Source organism: Nocardia sp. CY15, from assembly GCF_009829295.1.
Taxonomy (GTDB): Bacteria; Actinomycetota; Actinomycetes; order Mycobacteriales; family Mycobacteriaceae; genus Nocardia; species Nocardia sputi.
Window position 1 is genome coordinate 46,399 of record NZ_VUOT01000006.1, and the last position, 22,984, is coordinate 69,382.

Annotated in this window: 16 protein-coding genes; 5 read left to right on the forward strand and 11 right to left on the reverse strand. The window is 67.8% G+C overall.

Annotation, left to right across the window (positions count from 1 at the left end; genetic code table 11):
- Positions 1-57: 57 nt before the first annotated feature.
- Positions 58-1,701, reverse strand: a complete 1,644-nt coding sequence (gene eccE / locus GVY39_RS10120) for a type VII secretion protein EccE (protein ID WP_159922931.1) — start codon at positions 1,699-1,701, stop codon at positions 58-60.
- Positions 1,702-1,813: 112 nt separating this feature from the next.
- Between eccE and eccB the strand changes: the two genes are divergently transcribed.
- Complete coding sequence (gene eccB / locus GVY39_RS10125; protein ID WP_159922933.1) at positions 1,814-3,301, forward strand: type VII secretion protein EccB; 1,488 nt, start codon at positions 1,814-1,816, stop codon at positions 3,299-3,301.
- Positions 3,302-3,399: 98 nt separating this feature from the next.
- Here eccB and mycP read toward each other — a convergent pair whose 3' ends face one another.
- Both mycP and eccD read right to left on the reverse strand, forming a co-directional pair.
- On the reverse strand, positions 3,400-4,863 hold the full coding sequence (gene mycP / locus GVY39_RS10130; RefSeq protein ID WP_159922935.1) for a type VII secretion-associated serine protease mycosin: 1,464 nt from the start codon (positions 4,861-4,863) through the stop codon (positions 3,400-3,402).
- A gap of 10 nt (positions 4,864-4,873) precedes the next feature.
- Positions 4,874-6,340: a type VII secretion integral membrane protein EccD gene (eccD, locus tag GVY39_RS10135; RefSeq protein WP_159922937.1), complete on the reverse strand. Its 1,467-nt coding sequence runs from the start codon at positions 6,338-6,340 to the stop codon at positions 4,874-4,876.
- A 171-nt stretch (positions 6,341-6,511) separates the two neighbouring features.
- Here eccD and eccCa point away from each other — a divergent pair, with 171 nt between their 5' ends.
- Entirely contained in the window at positions 6,512-10,546 is a 4,035-nt protein-coding gene (gene eccCa / locus GVY39_RS10140) for a type VII secretion protein EccCa (protein WP_159922939.1), read from the forward strand.
- Positions 10,546-11,988: a type VII secretion-associated protein gene (locus GVY39_RS10145; protein ID WP_159922941.1), complete on the forward strand. Its 1,443-nt coding sequence runs from the start codon at positions 10,546-10,548 to the stop codon at positions 11,986-11,988. The genes eccCa and GVY39_RS10145 overlap by 1 nt, the downstream gene beginning before the upstream one ends.
- Positions 11,989-12,116: 128 nt before the next feature.
- On the opposite strand, the gene GVY39_RS10150 is transcribed toward GVY39_RS10145, so the two are convergent.
- From GVY39_RS10150 to GVY39_RS10160, 3 genes are all read right to left on the reverse strand, one after another.
- Positions 12,117-12,419, reverse strand: a complete 303-nt coding sequence (locus GVY39_RS10150) for a WXG100 family type VII secretion target (RefSeq protein ID WP_159922943.1) — start codon at positions 12,417-12,419, stop codon at positions 12,117-12,119.
- 36 nt (positions 12,420-12,455) lie between these two features.
- A complete protein-coding gene (locus GVY39_RS10155; protein ID WP_159922945.1) occupies positions 12,456-12,773 on the reverse strand; it encodes a WXG100 family type VII secretion target in 318 nt (105 codons plus the stop codon).
- A gap of 524 nt (positions 12,774-13,297) precedes the next feature.
- On the reverse strand, positions 13,298-13,648 hold the full coding sequence (locus GVY39_RS10160; protein ID WP_159922947.1) for a helix-turn-helix domain-containing protein: 351 nt from the start codon (positions 13,646-13,648) through the stop codon (positions 13,298-13,300).
- Positions 13,649-13,748: 100 nt separating this feature from the next.
- Here GVY39_RS10160 and GVY39_RS10165 point away from each other — a divergent pair, with 100 nt between their 5' ends.
- A complete protein-coding gene (locus GVY39_RS10165; protein WP_159922949.1) occupies positions 13,749-14,633 on the forward strand; it encodes an NAD(P)-dependent oxidoreductase in 885 nt (294 codons plus the stop codon).
- Positions 14,634-14,664: 31 nt separating this feature from the next.
- Here the strand turns inward: GVY39_RS10165 and GVY39_RS10170 are convergent, their stop codons facing one another.
- From GVY39_RS10170 to GVY39_RS10185, 4 genes are all read right to left on the reverse strand, one after another.
- A complete protein-coding gene (locus GVY39_RS10170; RefSeq protein WP_159922951.1) occupies positions 14,665-16,200 on the reverse strand; it encodes a serine/threonine-protein kinase in 1,536 nt (511 codons plus the stop codon).
- A gap of 82 nt (positions 16,201-16,282) precedes the next feature.
- Positions 16,283-17,512: a hypothetical protein gene (locus tag GVY39_RS10175; protein WP_159922953.1), complete on the reverse strand. Its 1,230-nt coding sequence runs from the start codon at positions 17,510-17,512 to the stop codon at positions 16,283-16,285.
- Entirely contained in the window at positions 17,509-18,708 is a 1,200-nt protein-coding gene (locus tag GVY39_RS10180; protein ID WP_236565387.1) for a hypothetical protein, read from the reverse strand. The genes GVY39_RS10175 and GVY39_RS10180 overlap by 4 nt, the downstream gene beginning before the upstream one ends.
- A gap of 109 nt (positions 18,709-18,817) precedes the next feature.
- Complete coding sequence (locus GVY39_RS10185) at positions 18,818-20,023, reverse strand: hypothetical protein (RefSeq protein ID WP_159922957.1); 1,206 nt, start codon at positions 20,021-20,023, stop codon at positions 18,818-18,820.
- Between the two features lie 142 nt (positions 20,024-20,165).
- On the opposite strand from GVY39_RS10185, the gene GVY39_RS10190 reads away from it, so the two are divergent.
- Entirely contained in the window at positions 20,166-21,512 is a 1,347-nt protein-coding gene (locus GVY39_RS10190; protein ID WP_236565388.1) for an FHA domain-containing protein, read from the forward strand.
- 5 nt (positions 21,513-21,517) lie between these two features.
- Here GVY39_RS10190 and GVY39_RS10195 read toward each other — a convergent pair whose 3' ends face one another.
- Entirely contained in the window at positions 21,518-22,963 is a 1,446-nt protein-coding gene (locus GVY39_RS10195; RefSeq protein ID WP_159922961.1) for a metallopeptidase, read from the reverse strand.
- Between the last annotated feature and the right edge of the window lie 21 nt (positions 22,964-22,984).

Consider the following 22,984-nt stretch of genomic DNA (forward strand, 5'->3'; position numbering starts at 1 on the left):
CTGCGCCGACTCGACATCGGACCCACCCGCCGAACTGCGTCGGCATCGGGTCAGCCGCTACTGGGCCGCAACGGCGCGGCGGCCGCGTGGGTGGCCGATGTAGGTGGCCTCGCTGGGAATCGACACCAGCGTCAGATCGACCTGCGCGGTGCCGGTGCGCAGCACGACGTGGTTGCCGATCGCGCCGGGCTGCTGGATGGCCAGGTCGGGACGGCTGGCGGGCCAGCCCATCGGGTCCCCTGTGACGTAGATGGTGGTGACGCCCGCGTGCGGGGCGGGCGCGAGCACGCCGTCCACCACCGTGGCGGTGAATCCCGCGTCGGATTGGTGGATTTCGACGGCGATGGTCAGCCGCTCCGGGTTCCCGATCGTGGTGACCAGATTTTCCCATGCCCGCGCCCGGTCGGTGCGGATGAGGATCCGTTCGCCGACCGCGAGCGCGCGGAACACCAACTGCTGCGCCAGGTACAGCTCACCCGCGACGTACACCGTCGAGATGCCGGCGCCGACGATGCGGACCGCGACACCGTTGCCTTCGTCGTCCGAGCCGATCAGCTGGCCGCAGCCGGACGAGGGCAGGTGCAGGTCATCGATCACGTCGATGAAGTGCTCGATCATCGGGACGGTGTCGTCCACGCCGGGAACCGCGATCGGCAGGTGGGCGAGCAGTCCGTCGCGGTGGCGTCCGTTCATCGAGATCATGCCCGGCAGTTCGGACCCTTCGGGCAGCTCGCGTGCGGTCAGCCGCCACGCGGCGCCGATGCTCACCGACTCGGCCGAACTGCCGGGGCGCAGCCGCACGGCCACGGTGGTGCCGCGCGACGGCGCGACCCACAGCTGCGCGAGCAGATCGGAGTCCAGGCGCTTGGGATCCACCGCGCTGCCGACGTTCACGCTGTTGCCGATTTCGGCGTAGCGCCAGCGGTGTTCGAGCGTGCGCGGGTCGTAGCCGCTGGTGATCTGCAAGACCGCCTTGCGGATCTCGGGCGCCGTCAAGATGCGGGCGTTGCAGCCGGCGTCCTCGAGTGTGCGCATGATCCGCTGGGTCGCGATGGTGACCGCCCGCGATGCGCCTTCGGCTCCGCCGCCGCGCCGGGCCGTCGCCTCCGGGCAGGCCACCGCGTCGAAGCTGATCGCCAACCACACCGTGCGGTGCGCGGTGGCGGGCAGCGGGCCCAGCAGCGATTCGTAGATCTTGCCCGCGGGCGTGCCCGAACGGCTGCGGTGCCCGTGGCTGATGATGTCGATGCCGCTGAGCAGGATGTCGTGCTGATTAAGACATTTGGCCAGCTCCGCCAGCGGGAGCAGGTGCGAGGCGTGCACCGTGGTGCGGGCGATCCTGGTCAGCCCGCCGGGCGGGGGCAGCACCTCGACCACCGTCGCCACGCGGCTGCCGTCCCAGAACAGGCCGAGCGAGCGTCCATCCGCGCCGCGGAAGTCGACGGTGTCGCCGAGCTCGTAGTCGCGGTGGGTCAGATAACGCCACCACGTGGCGACCCAGTCCAGCAGAGTGCGTTTGGCGACCGGGATCAGCGGTATCAGCGCGACGACCACCGCCACGCCGAGCGCGGGAAGCCCGGGCAGACCGGCGAACAGTGCGACGACTCCGGCGAACAGCCCGATGATCTGCGCGATCAGCAGGTTCTGCATCGAGATGCGCCCCAGCAGCGCTCGTGGTCCCGCGCCTGCCGGTTCCGCCATTGTCGTCCCCCAAGTACCCGGTGTCGGCCGGTTCGCTGTGGCCGAGCTGAACAAGAATCCTCGGGAACTGTACTGTGTTCGGCGGACGTGAGCACTGTTCGGGGGAGGAATAATGCCTTCAAAACCCACCACACGCTGGCAGGTGAGCGGCTACCGCTTTCTGGTCCGGCGGATGGAGCACGCCTTGGTGCGCCGGGACGTGCGAATGCTGCACGACCCCATGCGTTCTCAGTCCCGCGCGTACGCGGCGGGCCTGATCCTGGCGTGTGTCGTTCTGGCGGGATGCGGCGTGCTCGCGTTGCTGCGCCCGCAGGACAAGATCGGTGACGCCAAGATCCTGGTAGGCAAGGACTCCGGCGCGGTCTACGTGATGATCGACGACGTGGTGCACCCGGCTCTCAACCTCGCTTCGGCCCGCCTGGCCGCGGGCGAGGCCGCCAAGCCCGCGATCGTGAAGGAGTCCGAGCTGGGGAAGAAGGCTCGCGGTCAATTGATCGGCATCCCAGGCGCTCCCGGGTCGGTGCACTTCGACAAGGAGGGCAAGGGCCGCGCCTGGACGGTGTGCGACTCGTTGAAGACCGACGGCACCGACGACCGCAGCACCTCCGTGTTGATCGGCGACGTGGAACTCGGCGACAAGGCGTCGGCGACGGGCTCGGACAAGGCGCTGCTGGTCAAGGGTAAGGACGCGACCTACCTCGTCTGGAACAAAACGCGCGCCCGCGTGGACATGAACGACCCGTCGGTCGCGGGCCCGTTGGGCATCCGAGGCATGACCCCGCGCCCGATCAGTGAAGGTCTGCTGAACGCTATTCCAGAGGTGAACGCGATCGTGCCGCCGAAGATCGACGATCCGGGCGGGCAGCCGTCCGGCTACTCGATCAACGGCCTGAAGATCGGCACCGTTGTCCAGGTGACCGGCAAGGCGAACCAGAACTTCGTCATTCTGCACAACGGTTTGCAGGCCATCAGCCCGTTCACCGCCGACGTGATCCGCAGTTCGCAGCGCAACCCCGATCACGGCACCGCCATCGGCGATTACGAGCAACAGCATGCGCCGGTGTCGAACGCGTTGAACGTGGATACCTACCCCGAGACCGCACCGACCATCATCCAGCCCAAGGCCCGGCCCGTGAGCTGCTTGTCCTGGAAGCCCATTCCGGGAGTCGCGGGCAACGCCGACGTCGCCTTGCGTGCCGAACTGACCGTCATCGACGGCAGCGACCTGCCGATGCCCGGTAGCGCCAAGCTGGTTCCGCTCGCCCAGGCCGACGGCAAGGGCGACAACGTGGACTCCGTGTACTTCAAGCCGGGTTCGGGCGCGTTCGTCCAGACCACCGGCATCGAACCGGACAGCAGGCGCAAGGACAGCATGTTCTACATCGCCGACACCGGTGTCCGCTTCGGCATCAAGGACAGCGAGGCCGCCAAGGCACTCGGGATGGACAAGGAATCGGGCGTGACACCCGAGCCCGCGCCGTGGCCGATCGTCGGGCTGCTCGCGAGCGGACCGACGATGGGCCGCGACGCCGCCATGGTCGCCCACGACGGCGTCGCCGCGGACCCGGCGCCCGCCAAGCAGCCGATCGCCGCGAGATAGTCCCGCCGTTCAGCGGTGCGCGTCGGCGAATCACCGCAGTGCGCGCGCCTACTCGCACCGAAAGGCCCAGCCCCGCAGCGGATGCCGGGATTCCCGAGTCATATATCGTCGTCGGACACACCGAGTCGTCGGCGGATCGGGAACGAGGCGAGCAAGCCCAAGGCGAGCAGTGCCGCGATGGTTCCGCTGCCGATCAAGGCCACATCGCGCGCGCTGTGGTCCGGCGGCGGGGCCGGAGCGGGTACCGCGAGTTGCACGCTCTTCGACGGCGACGGCCGTTTGGGCGGCAATATGTCGCCCACCTCGGCGGTCAGCGCGGCCACCGGATCGACCGCGCCGTAGCCCACGTACGGGTTCCACCCTTCCGCCGGGGCGTGGGCGGTGGCCTGAATGCGTTCGACGACCTCCAGCGCGCTCAACTCCGGGAAACGAGCCCGCACGAGTGCGGCGACACCGGACACCAGGGGCGTGGCGAAACTGGTGCCTTGAATCGGCCCGAGCTGCCCCTGCTGACGGATGCTCCCGACCTGGACCGCGGTTCCCCTGCTGTTCGGATCGTTGAACAACGGATCGAGCGAGGTGATGTTCTCACCGGGCGCGGCTACGCCCAGCCATGGCCCCGGCACCGTGAACGTCGACGGCTGGCCTTGCCCGTCGATGGAACCGACGGCGAGCACGTAGTCGTCGTAGCGGGCGGGCGACACGTTCAAATCCACCTTGCTCCACGGGTCGGCGGCCGGGTCGAGCGGATCGATGACCTGGTTGGAGCCCTTGCAGGCATCGGCGCTGTTACCGGCCGCGACCACGACGACCACGTCCTTCTCGATCGCGGCATATCGCACCGCCGCACCCAGATCGGTGTCTTCGAAGGGCTCCGATGTCGGCCTGCAAGCTACCTCGGACACATTGATGACGCTGGCTCCCATGTCCGCCGCACGACGGATCGCCGAGGCCATCGTGCGAGTGGTGCCGTACCCCTCGGGTAGGGCGTCGGGCCCCTTGTCCCGATTCGCGCCTTCCTTCTGATACAGCTTGCTGGTCTGGCGGATAGTGAGGATCTGCGCCTCGGGCGCGACCCCGGAGAAGCCCTGACCGTCGACCTTCGTCGCCGCGATGAGTCCCGCGACGAACGTCCCGTGCGCATCGCAGTCCTCGGTTCCGTCACCGCTGCTCACATAGTCGCCGCCCGCGATCAGCCCGGGCAGGCGGGGGTGACGGGCGACACCGGTATCGATGACCGCCACGAGTTGGCCTGCGCCCCGGGAGAATCGCCAGGCGTGCTCCAGGTTGAGCGAGCGCTGGGCCTCCGGGATGGACGGTCCGCTGCCGCCGGACCCGGTGCTGACGCACGGAGTGTTCGTCGCCCGCTCGGTCTTGTCCGGCGGAGCGGCTGGCTCCCCCGGGGGCGGTGGCGTATTCGGGCTCACGGTCGGCTTCTCCGCGTGCGCCGGGTTGCTCGCGGTCGCACCGAACCCGACGGACACCCCGAGCGCGAGAACGCATGCCGCCGCTCCGGTCCGAACAACACGAAAACGCTGCGAGCCCAGATGTTTCGGAGTCATCGAGCCGAGCTCACAGACCCCGGACGAGGGAATAGAGATCCGAGACCCAGAAGACCAGCGGCAGCACGGCGGCGACGAAGGTGTACTCGAGCAGTTCGACGCCGCGGCGCATCGGCGGGGTGGCCGACTGGTTCGGGATGATGATGCCGAGGATCAGCGCCGCGACCAGAACGATCATCGCAGCGCCGAACACGGCCAGCGGCTGGTGCATCGCGAAACCGGCGCCGACCAACATGATCAGCACGATCCCCGCGCCGCCCGCGATGAGCACGACGGCCTGCTCCGCGCCCGCGTAGGTGCGGCTGCGGAACATCAGCACCGCCGCGCAGACCAGCGCGAGCGCGACGCCCTGCCAGTACGGGTCGTCGGATGCCGGGTCGGTGGCCGCGAGCGCTCCCGCGGCGGTGACCAGCGTCGTCGCCGCGACGAGACCGGCGAGGTACATGCGGGCGCGTTCGGACTTCACCCGCAGCACCTCCATGGTCGGCAGTGCGCGGTGATCGTCCGGGTCGTCTTCGGTCGGGTCGATCGGGGTGCCCGGCGACGGGACAGGCGGCAGCGGCAGTTTCGCCAGCAGCATGGAAATCCGCGGGGCCAGGGAGAGCCCGCCGAGACCGAGCGCCGCCGCCCCGGCGCCGATCGCGCGCTCCGGTTGGTCGGTGAGCAGGCCGACCAGCGCCGCGGGCACCGTGTACGTGGCTAGCGTGGCCATGCCGATGAACAACGCGAGACCGACGCCGGTGACCCGCCAGGCCAGGATCGCCGTCGCGCCCGCCAGGACCGACCCGAGCAGGATGTGCGCCCAGCCGTAATGGTCGGGTACATAGAGCATGCCCGCGCTGAACGCGGCGGGCAGCGCGCAGCCGCCGAGCACCAGCGCGGTGCCGGTGTCGCCGTACATCCTGCTCAGCACCATCGCCGTGACGACGAGCAGGATCGCGACCACCAGCGCGATCGAACCGCCCACCGCGATCGGCAGCGAGCCGGGGGACAGCAGCAGACCCAGGCAGCCGACGACCATGGTGATCGCCGCGAGCACCGAGCCGGTGATCCGCGCGACCCGCGGGGTCCAGCTGCGGTAGTGATCGGTGTCGGCGATCGCGACGTTGTACATGATGTCGTCGAACAGCGGCGTAGGCGCGGTGTGCGAGGCGCTTTCCAGCATCAGCAGTTCGCCGTCGCGGACACCGTGCTCGCCGAGGCTGAGCGAGTTGGAGAACGGCGGATGGCCGATTCGGGCGAGCACCCATTCCGCGGGCTCGTAGCGCTCGCCCTCGTTGTCGAAGTCGTTGGTGCGGCTGTGCTGGGCGACCATGTCGACCACGCTCGGAATGACCAGGGCGACCGGCACATCCACCGGTATGGCCATGTCGACCTGGGTGTGCTTGGCCAGAATCGTCACCCGGGCGAGGTCGGGAGCGCGGACGATCCCGCGCGAGGATTCTTCGTCGATGTGGTCAAGTCGCGCGTGCGTCAAGCTTCCCCCAACTCGGTCTTCTACCTCGTGATTCCGCAGCCTCGCGGGCCGAATGCGAGCTTGCGAACCCACGGTCCGGGCAGCAGAATGCTGGTCGAACTGTACGACATGTCAGCGGTGACCTCTACACTGAGGCCGAATCACAGCTGGCCGAAGGGGGATTTCTCGTCGATGAGCACTGTCCGCTTCCAGCGCCGTGCGCGCCGCGAGATGCCTCGAACGCCGGGGGGCGAGGTCACGCTTCAGCCGCCGCCCGAAATCCCCCGGGTCACACCGGGAAACCTGGTCATGAAGCTCATGCCGGTCGTGATGGTGATCGGCATGGTCGGCATGATGGCCCTGCTGTTCACCCAGGGTGGCGGCATCGCCTCCAATCCGATGAGCATGATGTTCCCGCTCATGATGCTGTTCTCCATGGTCGGCATGTTCGCCGGTCAGGGCGGCGGCAAGGGGCAGAAGGCCGCCGAGGCCAACGAGGACCGCAAGGACTACCTGCGTTACCTCGACCAGGTTCGCAAGGACGTCAACGAGACCGCCGCGCAGCAGCGCGCTTCCGTCGAGTGGAGCCACCCGGAGCCCGGCCTGGTCTGGATGCTGGCGGGCACCAGCCGCATGTGGGAACGCCGCGCGGGAGACAAGGACTTCTGCCACGCCCGCATCGGTCTCGGCGGGCAGCGCTTGGCCACCAGGCTGGTCGCCCCCGAGACCGGCCCGGTCGAGGAGCTCGAGCCCATCGCGGCTGTTTCGCTGCGCCGGTTCGTGCGCGCGCATTCGACCGTGCCGGACCTGCCGACCGCTATCGCGGTCAAGGGCTTCGCCACCATCGCGCTGGACGGCGACCGCGGCCAGGCGCGGGACATGACCCGCGCGATGCTGGTGCAGCTGTGCATGTTCCAGGCGCCGGACCAGGTTCTCGTCGCGGTCGTCTGCGGGCCGGACACGGCGGCGGAGTGGGAGTGGACCAAGTGGCTCCCGCACACCCAGCACCCCGACTCGCAGGACGGCATCGGCACCGAGCGCATGTTCTACGGTTCGATCCGGGAGGCCATGGCCGGGCTGCATCCCTTGCTGGGCAACCGGGTCCGGTATTCGCGAAACCAGCCGGCCAACGCGAACATGGTGCACATCGTCATCGTGGTCGACGGCGGTCTGCTCGAGGCGGAGGACGATCAGCTGCGCGAATCCGGCTACGAGGGCGTGACCATCATCGACTTGTGCGGTTACGCGCCGCGCTTGGCGGTCTCTCGCGGCATCAAGATGATCGTGGAGAACGGCGAGTGCGTCGGCCGCGGCGCGACCGGCAATCAGGAGCGCTTCGCGCTGATCGACCGGATCAGCCCCGAGCAGGCGCAGCAGGTGGCGCGCAGGCTCGCGCCCTACCGCGCCGCCACGCAGCGCAGCAGCGACGTGGAGAACGACGACTCCGAGGTGATCTCGACCTGGGCCCAGCTGATGGGTCTCGGCGACATCGGCTCCTTCAACCCCGAGCACGCCTGGCGGCCGCGCTACGGGCGGGAACGCCTGCGCGTCCCGTTCGGTGTCGGCGCCGACGGCCTGCCGGTGGATCTGGACATCAAGGAGGCCGCCGAGAACGGCATGGGGCCGCACGGTCTCTGCATCGGCGCCACGGGTTCCGGTAAGTCGGAGTTCCTGCGCACCTTGGTGCTGAGCCTGCTGGCCACGCACTCGCCCGATCAGCTGAACCTGGTTCTGGTCGACTTCAAGGGCGGCGCGACATTCCTCGGCCTGGAAGGGGTTCCGCACGTCGCCGCCGTCATCACCAACCTGGAGGAAGAGGCCGACCTCGTCGACCGCATGAAGGACGCCCTGGCCGGTGAGATGAACCGCCGCCAGGAAGTGCTGCGGGCCGCGGGCAACTTCGCCAACGTCTCCGAGTACGAGAAGGCCAGGGCCGCGGGCGCCGACCTGGATCCGCTGCCCGCCCTGTTCGTGGTGCTCGACGAGTTCTCCGAACTGCTCACCCAGCATCCGGATTTCGCCGAGCTGTTCGTCATGATCGGCCGTCTGGGCCGTTCGCTGCACGTGCATCTGCTACTCGCTTCGCAGCGCCTGGAAGAAGGCAAACTCAAGGGCCTCGAGGCCCACCTGTCCTACCGGATCGGCCTGAAGACGTTCTCCGCCAACGAATCCCGGCAGGTGCTCGGTGTGCCCGACGCCTACAACCTGCCGAACAACCCCGGTGGCGGCTACCTCAAGGCGGATTCCGGTGAGATCCAGCGCTTCCAGGCTTCCTATGTCTCCGGACCGTACGTCGGCGGGGGCTCGCAGCGCGACATGATCGTGGCGACGCAGTCCGGCGAAATCGACGTCAAAGCACGGCCGTTCACCGCGACGCATGTCGACTTCCGTGCCGCTGACCGCGTTCCGCTGCCACCCGAGCCGACTCTGGAGCAGGAGCACCAGGACGAGGACGGCGAGCAGGTGTCCAACCTGAACATGCTGGTCTCCCGGATCCGCGGCCACGGCCGCCCGGCGCACGAGATCTGGTTGCCCCCCTTGGACGAGGCGCCCACGCTCGACCAGCTCCTGCCGCGCTCCCTCCTCACCGGCGAGTACTCCGCGGTGTCCACGCTGCGCGCCCCGATCGGCATCGTCGACCGGCCCTACGACCAGCGCCGCGACCCGATGATCATCGACCTATCCGGCGCCCGCGGCAACGTCGCCGTCGTCGGCGGCCCGCAATCGGGCAAGTCGACCGCGCTGCGGACACTGATCATGTCGATGGCGTTGACGCACACCGCCGAACAAGTGCAGTTCTACTGCTTGGACTTCGGTGGCGGCACCCTGGCGGGCCTACAAGGGTTGCCGCACGTCGGCTCGGTCGCGAGCCGGTTGGACGAGGACCAGGTCCGGCGCACCATCGCCGAGATGACCACCATCGTCCGTCAGCGTGAGGCGCGCTTCCGCCAGCTCGGCATCGAATCGATGGCGGACTTCCGCAGGCTGCGCGCGATGGACCCGGCGAGCAGTCCGGGCGCCGCGGGTGCGCACGAGGATCCGTTCGGCGACGTGTTCCTGGTGATCGACGGCTTCAGCTCGATCCGCCAGGACTTCGAGATGCTCGAGCAGACCATCATGAACCTCGCCGTGCAGGGTCTGTCCTACGGCGTGCACGTGGTCATCGCGCTGAATCGCTGGGCGGAGGCACGGCCCGCGCTCAAGGATCAGATCGGCACCAGGATCGAGCTGCGCCTGGGTGATCCGATGGACTCCGATCTGGGACGCAAGTTCGCCTCCCTGGTCCCGCAGGGGCGGCCGGGCCGCGGCATGACCCCCGAGTGCCTGCACATGCTGACCGGCCTGCCCCGCATCGACGGCAATCCCGATCCGACCGACCTCGCCCAGGCCGTCGCCGACGCGGTCGCCGCCATCGCCCGGCTGACGCCGGGCCGTCATGCTCCGCAGGTCCGCATGCTGCCCGAGCAGCTTGCGCGCGAGCAACTGCTGTACCTGGCGGGCGATTGGCCGTCGCAGGTCGACCCGAACACCAAGTGCCTGCGCATTCCGTTCGGCATCAACGAGTCGGAGCTGGCTCCGGTCTACATCGACTTCGTGGAGAGCCCGCACTTCATCATCATCGGCGACACCGAGTCGGGAAAGACGACATTGCTGCGCTCGCTGATCGAGGGCATCGCCGCGTCCAACACCCCCGATCAAGCCCGCTTCATCCTCGGCGACTACCGGCGCAGCATGCTCGGCCTGGTCCCGGAGGGGTACCTCGCCGGTTACGGCTCGACGGCGCCTCAGTTCACCCAGAACATGAACGACCTGGCCGCTTACGTCAACAAGCGCACGCCGGGTTCGGATGTCACGCCGCAGCAACTGCGGGATCGCTCGTGGTGGAGCGGACCGGAACTGTACGTCATCATCGATGATTACGACCTGGTCGCCACGTCCGCGGGCAACCCGGTCCAGGCGCTGCTCGAACACCTGCCCCATGCTCGCGACCTCGGCTTCCACGTGATCATCGCCCGGCGTTCGGGTGGTGCGAGCAGAGCGATGTTCGAGGCGACGCTGGCCAGGATGCGGGATCTGGGCTCCGCCGGCCTGATCTTGAGCTGCAGTAAGGACGAGGGAGTCCTGATGGGCACCAAACGACCGAGCCCGATGCCCCCGGGCCGGGGCACCTACGTCACCCGCAACCAGGAGGGCCTGGTACAGACGGCGTGGATGCCGTCGCCCTGATGTCCGAGGTCGAGCTCGTCGTCACGGAAGCGCGCATCTGGGCGCGCGGCGCCGACACCCACTGGGACGCGCCGCCCTCGGTCGTTCTGGGCAGCAATGGCTTCGACCTCGTCGTGGGGCAGCCGCTGACCCCGCCTACCCAGGTGGGGTCGGTAGTCCAGTTCGTGCCCGCCGCCGCCATGGCCTTACCGCCTCGAACGCCGTCGGTGGTGGACGCGATGGGCGCCGTTTTCGCGAGTGTGCTCGAGAATCTTCGCGTTGCCGCACCGTGCGCCCGGATGACGGTGATCTGCCCTACCGAATGGGGCGCCGCCCGTCGCGGCGTACTCGAGGAGGCGGCGCGGCGCTGGACGTCGGAGGTCGTGTTCGAGGGGATCGCGGTGCGATCGGTGGCGTCGGACGAGGGCACCAGCCACAGTCGGCGAACGCTGGTGCTGGAATTCGGAACGTTGACCACCACGGCCTCCGCGGTCATCCGAAGCCATCGCGGCGTACATGTCGAATCCTGTGAACACGACCCCGCACTCGCGCTCGCTGAAATCACCGAGGAATCACCGGCTTTCGATGCTTTGCGCGGGCTCGTCACTCGGCTGCTCGAAGGCGGCCCGATCGACCTCGCCCAGGTGGTGGGTATCGCCGACCCCACGAAGCTCGGCCTGCTCGGTGCGGCGATCGAGCAGGCCGCGGGCGCCGCTGTCGAGCTGCGCTCGGTCGCCGGTAACGATCTCCTCCGGGGTCGCCGGCCGGGACCGAGCCATCGACAGGAAATGCCGCCCGCGACCGCGCCCACCGAGTGGATGCGACCGCTGCGGGACCGCGCCGCAGCCGAGCAGCCCCGGTACAGCACAGCGCGGTTCGCGGTCGTTGCGGTTGCTGCTCTCGTAGTCGTCGCACTGGTAGTCATCGGCGCGGTAATCGTGTCCGGTCGCGGAGACGACGCGGCGACAGCAGCGCCGAGCACGGAGACGGCCTCGACCAGCGTGGCGCCGTCCCCGGCCGCCACATCGGCTGAGTCGGCACCGGAAGCATTCGGCCGCATACGGTTTCGAGTTCCGCCCGGCTGGCGTGTGGCTCCAGCGCCGGAGAGTGCACGCGCCCGTGTCGATCTGGTTCCCGAAACTGGTGCGCGGCAGCGCATTACGGTGATGCAGACGCCATTGACGGCGGGTTCCGGCTATGAACAGGTCGCCGCGAAGCTGGAGGTCCAGATGGCGCAGCGTCCGCCGGGAGTCCTGACCGATCTGGAACGCGACGTCGTATTCGGTAGCCGTTCCAGCCTCGCCTACTCGGAACACCCTGAGGACGGGTCAACCGTGCGCTGGCACGTCCTGCTGGAGTCGGGAATTCAGGTCAGCGTCGGTTGCCAGTACGTGGGGGAAGGGTGGAGTCAGTTGGAGACCTTGTGCACGAATTTCGGGGACTCGGTCCGCGTCGTCCCGTGAGCTGCCTCCGGTGTCGCGGCAGCGGTTGTGGTCGCGGCAGCGGTTGTGGAGGAAACGAAGTTCAGCGTAGAACGATTCGAGCCCCCGGCACCGAAGTACCGGGGGCTCGAATCAGCCGAGACGGGATCTCAGAAGAGGCCCGCCAGCGCGGTGTCGGTGCCCTGCAGGTCGGCGTTGCCGCTGCTGACCAGCTTGCCCGCGCTTTCCAGCGTGGTGTTCAGCTGGGTGACCTGCGTGTTCCACTGGGCCTGCAGTGAGGCGAACGCGTCGTTCGCGTCACCCTTCCAGTAGTTCGTCACGAAGTCGGTGACCTGCTTGTGGAAATCTTCGAGCATGGTCATGACGCTGCGCGCCTCGGCCACGATGGCCTGTGCGCCCGCATCGACTTCGCCGAAGTTGGAGGCAATCCGACCGGGGTCGTTCGCTACCATGGGGAGCTCCTTGTTGTCTGTGGTACGGCTATCGGATCAGGGGAGGTCCAGGCTGGAGGACTGCGCCGCCACCTGCTGGGCGAACTGCTGATCCTGATCCGCGAACTTCCGTCCGGCGTGAGCGAGCTTGTCCGAAGTCTGATCCAGCTGGTCGTTCAGCTTCCGCGCCTGGGCGAAGTAGCTGTCCATGAAGGTGTCGAACGCCTGGCGGGCCGCGCCGCTCCAGGTGGCGGTGGTCTGATCCGACTTGCTGTTCAGTGCGGTGATCGCGGTCTGCAGATCCTGGTGCCGCTGGCGGCAATTGTCTACAAACTTCGTGATCGCCTCTTCGCTCGCTTCGAGCTGTCCTGCCATTTCGGCTCCTTTCGGTTCCCGTCTCGGCCAACGGCGGAAGCCTCAGTTGGCCTGTACATCTGGTTGGACGCGGTGCGGGTCTGATCGGTTCCATCCCGACTCGAGAAAGTTCGGCCTCGAGAAGTTCGGTATCGCCCCACGGGATCAGGGCCCTGCGCCCCTCAGTCCGGCCCGTCCGTGATTTCGGCGGCCGCGCACGGGCCTGCTCGGAAGACCACGATGCGGTCCGGGCCTGCATGACTTGTAACGCCAGCGCTCGGCTCCCCTCCTTCCCCCTGCTCGCTGCTGTAATGATCGGCGAGTGGGCTGGCTGCGGTACACCTTACCGAACGCCTAAGTCCGCCGCTACCAGCAGATTGCAGTTCGACCATGGCGAAACCAGGTTGTCGCGGAACGCGAAAAGCCCTCGAAGCCTTCGCCGCAGCGGATGTGGCCGCTACACAGGATTCCGCTCGAACCCTTCGTGTTCGGGTGTCTCGAGTGGGTGCCTGGGGTGACTCGTAAGTGGCTGCCGGCCGGGCGTATCAGCGACGACCGGAGGGTGTGGAGTCGTCCATGAGATGTTCACGGCCCCAAGCTTCCAACGGGAGCAGGGCTTGGTTGAGCAGTTCGCCCAGCGGGGTCAAAGAGTACTCGACACGCGGGATCAACTCGTCGTATACCTCGCGATGGACGATCCCGTCGGCTTCCAGTTCGCGCAGCTGTGTGGTGAGCACCTTCTCCGTGACTCCCGGCACCTGGCGGCGTAGCTCACCGAAGCGGTGGGGGCGTTCGCTCAGGGGCCACAGAATCATCATCTTCCACTTGCCGTTCAGTATCGACAGTGTGGCGTCGAGCCCGCACGTGTACGCGCCCGGTCTGCGTGTGATCGGCACGACCACCCCTTTCAGCTGCCTGCTGGCTTACCCGGAAGTACGTGCCCACTTCCATGTGCGTACTTGATCCACCCGGAATGCCCGGCCAAGAGTAGCCCGTATGTTCGATCATTCGAAGAAGTCGCTCACCGTCCTCGGTCTCGGAGATATGGGCTCGGCACTCGTCCGCTCATGGCTCACCGCCGGATACGCCGTCACGGTCTGGAACCGCAGTGCCCGGCGTGCGCCGGAGGGGGCGGTGGTCGCGGCCACCGCCGCTGAAGCCGTCGCCGCGAACGCTCTCGTCGTCGTTTGCCTTCTCGACGACGCGTCGGTTCGCGCGACTCTGGACGGCATCGACCTCACCGGCCGGGACATCGTCAACCTGACCACCAGCACCCCCGCCGAAGCCCGGGAGTTGTCCGGCTGGATCGCCGAGCGCGGCGGACGTTTTCTGGACGGCGGGATCATGGCCGTCCCGTCCATGATCGGTGTCGCCGACTCCGGCGGGTACGTCTTCTACAGCGGTTCGGTGGAGCTGCACGAGACCCACGCCGAGACTTTGGCCGTACCCGCCGGTGTCACCTACGTCGGGGCGGACGCCGGTTTCGCGGCTTTGTACGACATCGCTCTCCTCAGCGGAATGTGGGGCATGTTCGCCGGGGCCGCGCATGCCTTCGCCTTGATCGGTGGAGAGGACATCTCACCGGTGGAGTTCGCGCCCCTGCTGGTCGGCTATCAGCAGGCGATGGCCGGGTACGCGTACGGCACCGCCGCGCAGCTGGCGAGCGGCGACTACGCCGAGGACGTGGAGTCGAATTTGGCGATGATGGTCACGACGAACGCGACGCTGCTGCGTACCGCCGCCGAACAGGGCGTCAGCCCCGAACTCCTCACGCCCTTCATGGCATTGATGCAGCGCCGGGTCGCCGAGGGCGGGGGGAACGAGTCGACTACCGGCGTCGTGGACCTTCTGCGGCGTCGGCGATCGCAACCTGTGGAATGACCTTCACCCGGGGGACGCGCCGATCGACTTCCTACTTCACCCGATTGCGCAGCACCGGCACCAGACGTTCGAGCAAAGTCTGTTCGGAGGACGCGCTCCAATTGCGGACCGCGGCGACGGCTGCGGGATCGTCGAGCGGGATCACCGTGGCGCGTGTGCCCGCCACCTGGTACGGAAGGCCGAGTAGTCCACCGCCACCGGCCTTCTCGTCGCTGCGCACGGCCAGCACGTAACCGTCCGGTGCGACTTCCAGCCTGGAGGACCCCGTCAATTCCCGAGGTCCTGTCTCGTCACCCTGCCGTGCGTAGTTGAGGTTGTAGACGAATCCGAGATCCTCCAGGAACTTCGTCTGCGGGGTACCGCCGAGGAAGATCGAGACCTGCGAGCCGCGGGCCACGTCGACCATCGTGATCGTCTTGCCGCGGAACACCGGGTTGTTCGCCCGCGCCTGCTCCAGCGGCGACAGCGCGGCCGTACTGCTCGGCGTCGCGACCGCGGGCGCGGGCCCGGATTCGTCCCGGTTCAGTGCCCAGATGCCGATTCCCGCGGCGAGGGCGACGGTCACGACGCCGGCGGCCGCCGCGAGCAGCCAGTTCTTGCGTGCGGGTTGCCGGGGGACGGCTCCCTGGACGGAGACGGCGACGCGGGGATCGGTCCTGGGCCGCGGATCGAAAACCTGGATCGGATAGGTCGGGGAAGTGTTGGTGGCGACCGGGTTGTAGCCGGGAGTGAGCGCGGCGGCGGCGGCGTCGGTGAATTCGCGGCAGCTGGAGAAGCGGTCTGCCGGGTCCTTCGCCATGGCTCGGGCGAAGACATGGTCGATGGCAGGCGGCAATCCGGGGTGGACCGAGGTGGCCGACGGCGGGGGCTCGTGGAGATGCCCCATCATCACCAGGGCGGGTTGCGTTCCGGGGAAAGGGTTGCGCCCGGTGAGCAATTTGAAGAACGAGCACGCGAGACTGTAGACATCGGCGCGGTGGTCGAGCGGGCTGCCGGTGAGCTGCTCGGGCGGAGCATAGGCGATGGTCGCGACGAAACTGCCGGTCTGCGTGAGTTCGGTGGTGTCGTCATTGGCTTTCGCTACGCCGAAATCGGTGAGCAGGACGCGTTCTTCTTCGCCGTCGGCTGGGGTGGACAGCAGGAAATTCGCCGGTTTGACGTCGCGGTGCAGCAGGCCCTTGCGGTGCGCGTAGTCGAGGCCCTTACCGACCTCGGTCGTGATGCGCAGTGCGCGCAGCGGATTCATCGCGTGCGGGTCGCAGGCCAGTTCGGCGGCGGCATCGGTGCCGTCGACGTATTGCATGGCGATCCACAATTGGCCCTGTTCTTCACCACGGTTGTAGACCGAGACGATGTTCGGATGGTCGAGCCCGGCGGCGAGATTGGCTTCGCGTTCGAAACGCGTGCGGAACTCGTAGTCGCGGCTGAGTTCGCCGCCGAGCACCTTCAGCGCGTCGGTCCTGGGCAGGCTGGGATGTTTGGCCAGATATACCGTGCCCATGCCGCCCGCGCCGAGCACCCGCATAATTCGGTACCCGCCGACGATGGTCCCGGGGCTCATCGCCATCTTTTACGATCTCCTGACTCGACGCGGGCCGCTGCGCTCGCCACGCAGCATACTGGACCCCTGTCGCGACGAAAGTGCGGCATTATCGGCTGTTCGCGAAAATGGAATACTGCGCGGCGGCTCGTTGCTGAGCGTCCAGTAGTTGATTGGCGGCGACGAATCCCACGTATTCCTTGTACGCGACGACGCAGGTGAATCGTCGGTCGTCGAAAAGTCCGGACCGGTTCTCCACACAAGACGAATCCGGCAGATGCTGCGGTGGCTCGGCCGGGCCCGCTACCGTCGTGGGGGTGATACGTTCCGCGGCGACACGTCGCGCCGCCTCCGGGCTCGCCGTGCGAATCACCAAGGTGCCGCCGGAGGCCGCGAATTTCTCGGCGCCCATTGCCGTGAAACGTTGTTTCGCGTAATCGCGGTCTTCGGCGTATTGCATGATTCCGCGCAGACCGAACAGGGCGTGCGAGTCGTCGTAGCTCGGGGACTGGACCTCGGCCGGATTCAGGGTACGGCTCAGCAGATGGTCGGGGTCCCACGGCAGCCGCAACATCTCTTCTTCGGTCAGCGCAGGCAGTTGGTCGAGCAGTGGCAGCTGGACGTCGTACGCCTTCTCCGCCAGCGCGACCAAGGCGTTGCGATCAGGTGCGTTGGCCGAGACGAGGAACGCCACCACATAGGAACCGTGCGCGAGCACCGTACGCAGGAACGGAGAGCCGGGACGCCAGTGCGCTCGTGCCTGCGGCTGCCGCGGCAGCGTGAGGGGTTCGTTCTGATCGCGGTAGGCGCCGAAATCGGCATCGTGGAACTCGGTCGCGGCCTGGCGGGCACGCTCCGGGTCGGGGAACTGCATGACGGTCGTGCCGACCGTCGTGGAGTTGGGCCGTGGCTTGGTCGGCCACCCCGAGGGAAATAGGCTGATGTTCTGGTCGGATCCGTTGGTATGGAACCCGTACATCATCCGGTTCCGCTCGGCGATCGGCCGCATGTCCTCCGATCGCCCGAGTTCTCCGGGCAGTACCCCTTTGCTGACGCTCGCCGATGTCCAGCCGTACTTCATCCGCGGATCTATGTCGTATGCGGAGGCGACGTAATCGGCCAGCCGCATCGCGGCGACCTTCCCCATGTCGATGAACAGCGGTTGATAATCGTCGTCGTGGGCGTTCAGCGGCTCGGTGGGGTAGTTGCCATGGTCGAGACTGCGAACGTCGATCTCTCCCGGCTGCGCGGCACCCGGCATCGTGGAACCACAACCGGTGAGGATCACGGTGGCCACCGTGCACGCGAGCGCCGCGGCGGTGGTGCGGAATGTCGTCATGCGGCGTTCACCAACAACGCGTACTGAGACGAGATGCGCTGCTGCGCGTCGAGCAACTGATGCGACCACGCGAATGCCGCGTAGCGGTCGTAGGCCACCGAGCAGTAGAACCGGACGACGACCGTCTTGTTGCCGATGTACTCCTTGCATCGGGCGACGGGGAGGCCTTTCGGCGACTCGGCCGCGCGGAACTTCTTCGACAGGCCGCCGCGCTCCTCCCGCAACTGTATGGCCGCGGCGGCATCGCGGGTGCGGAACAGATCGGTCCCGTCGGTGGCGTACCGATCCGTTCCGGCCGCTTCGATCATCCTGCGGTCCTCGGCCGAATCGGTGGTGAAGTGCAACGCGCCATGGCCGGTGTAGGCGCCCGGCGGGTCGATCCAGGAATCTTCCCGTGGACGCGGCAGGGTTCGGTCCAGCATGCGGTCCATGTCGATCGGCAGCGTCATCAGCTGGTCGACGGGCGTCGGAGTGAAGCGGCCGATCGCCGGGACGACGGTGTCCAAACTCTTCTCGACCAGGGTGAGCAGCTGGGGAAGGTCGACCTTCTCCAGGAAGATCTTCACGTAGTCGAATACCCAGGTGTAGATGACGAACTTCCCGGTGGCGAACCACGAGCCGATCGACTGGGTCTGCGGTTGCCAATGCGCGTGCGCGGCGGGGTACTTCGGGATCTGCACCGGCGTATTCCGGTTGTTGGCCTCGAAGTCGACGCGTTCCAGGGCCGCGGCCGCGGCGGCCGCCTTCTGCTCGTCCGGGAAGATCAGGATCGCGTTGACCAGGTCCGTGCCGCGATTGTCCGGCGCGCTGCCCGCGCTGCTGAGGAACCCCGCGACGAACTCAGGTGCGGCTTCGGCGAAGCGGGAGACGTCCATGATCCGCCCGAGCGCACCCTTCGGCTCGAGGAAGATCTTGGAGATCGACGGATTCGCGGAGACGAACGCCGGGTCGATGTCCGACGGCAGCGGGACGAAGTTCGCCAGCCGCTCCGCCTCGATCATGCGCGCCTGCTCGGGATTCTTCGCGGTTCCCAGCGAACGTGGCTGGGTCGGGTAGTTGCCCACGTCGAGCTGCGCCAAGTCGATGGGTGGTGTGGTTTGCTCCGGCCCGGCCTCCGAGCCGCCGCACGCGGCGCCTGCGACGGCGACGACTGCGGCGAACGTCAGGGCACAGGCGGTTCGAATAGGTTTCGACATGACGCCGTGCTGCACTTCCCTCCCCTGATTGCGGTAGTTGCGCCGGAATCCTACTTCGGGCCCCCGGCGAGCGGAGACCGCGAAAATGGCGGCACCTACCCTGCTGAACTCAGAAACTGTTCGCCAACAGCGCATACTCCGCGGCGACCTTCTGTCGCACGTCCGGTTCCTTATCACTGGTGACGACTCCGACGTACCGCTTGTACGCCACGTAGCACCGGTACTTGTACTCCCGTTCCGGGTCACCCTTGCTGTTGAGCTGCAGGCACTTGGCGCCGGGAACGTCCCTGGGAGCGCCCAGCGGGTCGTAGTGGGCGCCTTCGCTCTCCAACAGGCCGGTGACCAGCTTCTGGGCGGCTTCCGCATCGCGGGTGCGGGCGACGTAGCTGTCGTCGACGAGGCCGATGTGGTCCACGCCCGCGTCCTCGATCAGGCGCAGGTGGACGGACTCGTCGTCGGCGCGGTGCACCGTGTGGTAACCGCCGTAGACGGCGAAGGACGCCGGGTCGGGAGCGCGGTCCTTGCGGTCGGCGACCGCGACGCGGGCGAGCAGGCCGTCCGGGTCGACCTCGAGGGAGTCGAGCTTGTTCTCCGGGGTGGCTGTGAACTCACCCAGCTGCGCGACCTGGGCGGCAAGGGTTTTGTCGACCCATTTCACGAGGTCGTCGCCATCGGCGGTGGGCCGCTGGATGAACAAGGAGATGACGAACTCCTTGTGCGCCATGAAGGTGCCGACAGTCGGAACGCCGGGTCGCCAATGGATGTGGGCGTCGGGATATTTCGTCGACGACAGTTTGCGGTTGTCCGGGGAGATGGCGATGTCGACGTCTTCGAGTTCGCGCGCGGCCAGCTTCGCGGTGGCCTCGTCGGGAAAACGGAACAGGGCGTTGGTGACCGCCGTGGCATCCGGGGCCGGGTTGGACTGGCCCGCGGGATCGGGGCGGTCCGCGCCGCTGGCGGCGTACCCGACGATCAGCTTGCGGTTGTCGAAGACCGGTTTGGACACCTTGGCCACGAAGTTCAGCGCCTGCTCGGCGTCGGTCACGACGGTGCTGCCGCGCCCGAACTTCAGCATTGGGTCGATGCGCACGGTCGGGACCACGGCATCGGACATCCGCATGCCTTCCAACAGCGCGCCCTTGCCGCCGGAGTCCTGGCTGTAGTCGTGCTTGTCGATTGGATAGGTGCCGACTTCCAGCGCGCGTACATCGATCTCGCCCGCGGTCGGCGTTCCCTGCACGCCTGCGCAACCGGCCAGCATCCCCGCCAGTGTCAGGCAAGACGCGGTGAGCGCGATGCGTTGCGTCCGAACCATCTCAGGCCCCTCGTTCCTCCCGTTACTGACACTGAAGTTACCCGACGGACGACGGGGAGGGGGACCGGTGGTGTTCGTATTGCCATACCCTTGTGGGTGTGGCGACGACCTTGCACTGCACCCCCGGTGGAGGCCGATACCGTTGAAGGATCGGCAGGTCGAAGTCGTCGTAGGCAGCCACGCCGTGGCCAGGGTCGCGGGGGCGGTCGTAGTCGTCGCGCACCGCAGGCCGGGCAGGCCGACGCAGGACTCGCCCGCCGTCGTCGCTGTCGAATCGCTGGCCGAACTGGTGCGCGAGGCGACCGATCGGGAACCGGACGGTCCCGGAGCCCTGGTGGCCCGGCAGGCCACGCGCTGGCTGATGAAACACGCCGAGCGGATCAGCCCGGGGGAACCGATCGACTTCGGCATCCTCTCGCTCGCCGAGAACGGGGGCTTGGCGATCTTCTTGCACGGAGCGGTCACCGCCGTGCTGGCCGGTGACGGCGCCGTCGAGCGGTATCGCGGCAGCGACGCGGCCTTCACGGTGGACCGGGTCGCCGCGATTCCCGCGCGGGCGGCGGCGTTGTTCGTCGACGACGGGAAGGGCCGCATCCCGGATCTGCCGCCGGAGCGCGGCATCGGCTGGCTGGTCGAGGGCATCGCGCAGGCGGGCGGCGCGATCGTCTGGTCGGAGGGTTCCCGCGCCGGTATGCCCGCGAACAGCCACGCGTCGCGTCCAGCGGGCACGCATCGCCGCCCGGAGTCGCCGCCGCTGCCGACGGCGCGCATCGAACCCGAGCTCACCGCATCGGAACGGCAGCACCGGCCCGAGCCGGAGCCGCGGCACGTGCTCGGCCAACCGCGGTACCCGACCGCGCCGTCGACCGCGATGCTCGACGCGGAGGCCGAGCAGCCGCCGATCGATCCGCACCACGCGCCCACCCAGGTGGGTGGCACCAACCCCGCGCCGCAGCCGGATCCGCAACTGCGGCGCAGGCTGGAGGCCACCGCGAAAGCCACCGCGCTCACCGTCAAAGTCATGGGATTCAAGTGCGCGCGAGCGCATCCCAGCGATCCGCGGGCGGCGTTCTGCACCGTGTGCGGGATGCCGGTGGACCAGACGCAGGCGCTGATCGAAGTTGTCCGCCCGCCGCTGGGCATGCTGATCCTCGACGACGGCATGACCTACATGCTCGCCGCGGACGCGGTGATCGGGCGCGATCCGGAGCGTTCCCCCGCCGCGGAGAGCGGACTCGTCCCGCTGCGCGTCGACGACGCCTCCGGCGGCATGTCCCGGGCCCACGCGGAGATCCGCTTGGTGAACTGGGACGTGATGGTGGTGGACTGCGGTTCGACCAACGGCACCCGGACCCGGCTGCCGGGCTACCGCGATTGGATGCGCCTGGCGGCGAACCAGTCCACGGTGCTGCTACCGGGCACCGAGATCATGCTCGGCAACCGGGTGCTGCGCTTCGAACTGGCCGCGCCGCCGCCGTTCGGCCGCTGAGCGCGCTAGGCATAGCGTGCGGCGCAGATGCTCTCGCCGTTCAGGACGCCCGCGCGGAAGGCCTCGACCCGGGAGAAACCACTGGGAACGGTCCTGCCTTGGGCGTCGCTCGCGGCCAAGCCGTCGGTGAGCAGACCCGATACCGCCTCGTCCAGATCGCCTGCGGCGAGCTTGATATCGCCCTGACTCACCGGTCGGCCGGATTCGGCGAGCTTGCCGGTGACCACTCCGGACAGACAAGCCGCGCGCAGTCCGGTCTTGGCGCCCACCAGGCTCTGGCCGCGGCTCTGCTGGACGGCCAGGGTATATCGGGAGATGAACACGATGTAGCCGTTGTAGTCGCCGGTCACTTTGAGCGGCAGCGGGTCGTCCTCGCCGGAGTTCGAGGTACCCCGCTCGGCGAGCCCGGGAATGTCCGCGGCGATCGTGTTCTTCGCGGGGCAGTACGACACCGGTTCGGTGACCACGCCGTTGCGGCATTCGATCTTCGCTCGGGAGTAGTCGTAGGTCGGCTCGTGATCGACCGGCAGAATGAACTCGAGCGCTTTGGTGAGTTCGATCAGGCTTTCCTTGGTGATCGGGAATTCGCCGTGCCCTTGGTCGTCGCTGAAACTCTGGGGCAGGTTCGCGCGGCGCTGGTCGATCTCGTCCTGGTCGATGCCCTTGCACCCCTTGGGGCCGTCGGTGAAACCGATCTGCACCGCGGTGACGCGTTCGAAGGCCGAGCCGTGCACGCTCTCCGGGTCGTCGGGGTCGGAGTCGCGGATGGCGACGGTGGCGGCGAGCACCGAGTTCAGGCCGTCGGAGGTGTTGATCGTGAAGTGCCGGGCCTTGCCTTCGGCGACGTGCCGCATGAACGCCCCCGCGAAGCAGTCCGCCTGCTGCTCTTTGACGATCACCGGGTCCTTCGGCCCGACGATCTTGGCCATGGTCTGCACCGCGTGCCCGTACTCGTGCGCGAGCACCATCACCACGGCCATCTTGCCGAAGGCCTCCTCCATGGTGGGAAGCAGCACCGACCGATCCCAGCCGATGGAATTGTCCAAGCGGCAGTAGGCGGCGTTCACCAAGCGGTAGGTGGTCTCCTTGCAGAACTCGACCGCCTCGCTGCGCCCAGCCTTCGCGCTCCACGACAGCAGCTTCTCCACCGGCTTGAACTCGCCTTGGAATTCCTTGCCGAACTCGCCGCGCCAGTAGGTCTGGATGTCGTCGACGGCGTTGAGCGCCAGCGTGTCCACGGCCCCGCCGTCGCCATTCGTCGCGGTCAGTGGGCTGTCCGGGACGCCGGTGCGCGGTCCGCTGGGTCCGCTCGTGGTCGGCAGTCCGGCGACCTTGAACGGATCGTCGTAGACGGATACGGCGCGGCCGTCGACCACTCGGGTGCAGCCCCCGGCCAGTATCAGAACACCCAGCAGCGCCGCGACCAGCGAGGTCGCTCCCACTCTCGGCAAGGTTCCCCCTCGTCGACCGGT

Coding starts and splice junctions, on each gene's coding strand:
- GVY39_RS10150 (WP_159922943.1), bottom strand. CDS start 12,419: ATGGTAGCGAACGACCCCGGTCGGATTGCCTCCAACTTCGGCGAAGTC.
- eccE (WP_159922931.1), bottom strand. CDS start 1,701: ATGGCGGAACCGGCAGGCGCGGGACCACGAGCGCTGCTGGGGCGCATC.
- GVY39_RS10170 (WP_159922951.1), bottom strand. CDS start 16,200: ATGGCGATGAGCCCCGGGACCATCGTCGGCGGGTACCGAATTATGCGG.
- GVY39_RS10180 (WP_236565387.1), bottom strand. CDS start 18,708: ATGTCGAAACCTATTCGAACCGCCTGTGCCCTGACGTTCGCCGCAGTC.
- GVY39_RS10165 (WP_159922949.1), top strand. CDS start 13,749: ATGTTCGATCATTCGAAGAAGTCGCTCACCGTCCTCGGTCTCGGAGAT.
- eccB (WP_159922933.1), top strand. CDS start 1,814: ATGCCTTCAAAACCCACCACACGCTGGCAGGTGAGCGGCTACCGCTTT.
- GVY39_RS10175 (WP_159922953.1), bottom strand. CDS start 17,512: ATGACGACATTCCGCACCACCGCCGCGGCGCTCGCGTGCACGGTGGCC.
- mycP (WP_159922935.1), bottom strand. CDS start 4,863: ATGACTCCGAAACATCTGGGCTCGCAGCGTTTTCGTGTTGTTCGGACC.
- GVY39_RS10155 (WP_159922945.1), bottom strand. CDS start 12,773: ATGGCAGGACAGCTCGAAGCGAGCGAAGAGGCGATCACGAAGTTTGTA.
- GVY39_RS10185 (WP_159922957.1), bottom strand. CDS start 20,023: ATGGTTCGGACGCAACGCATCGCGCTCACCGCGTCTTGCCTGACACTG.
- eccCa (WP_159922939.1), top strand. CDS start 6,512: ATGAGCACTGTCCGCTTCCAGCGCCGTGCGCGCCGCGAGATGCCTCGA.
- GVY39_RS10145 (WP_159922941.1), top strand. CDS start 10,546: ATGTCCGAGGTCGAGCTCGTCGTCACGGAAGCGCGCATCTGGGCGCGC.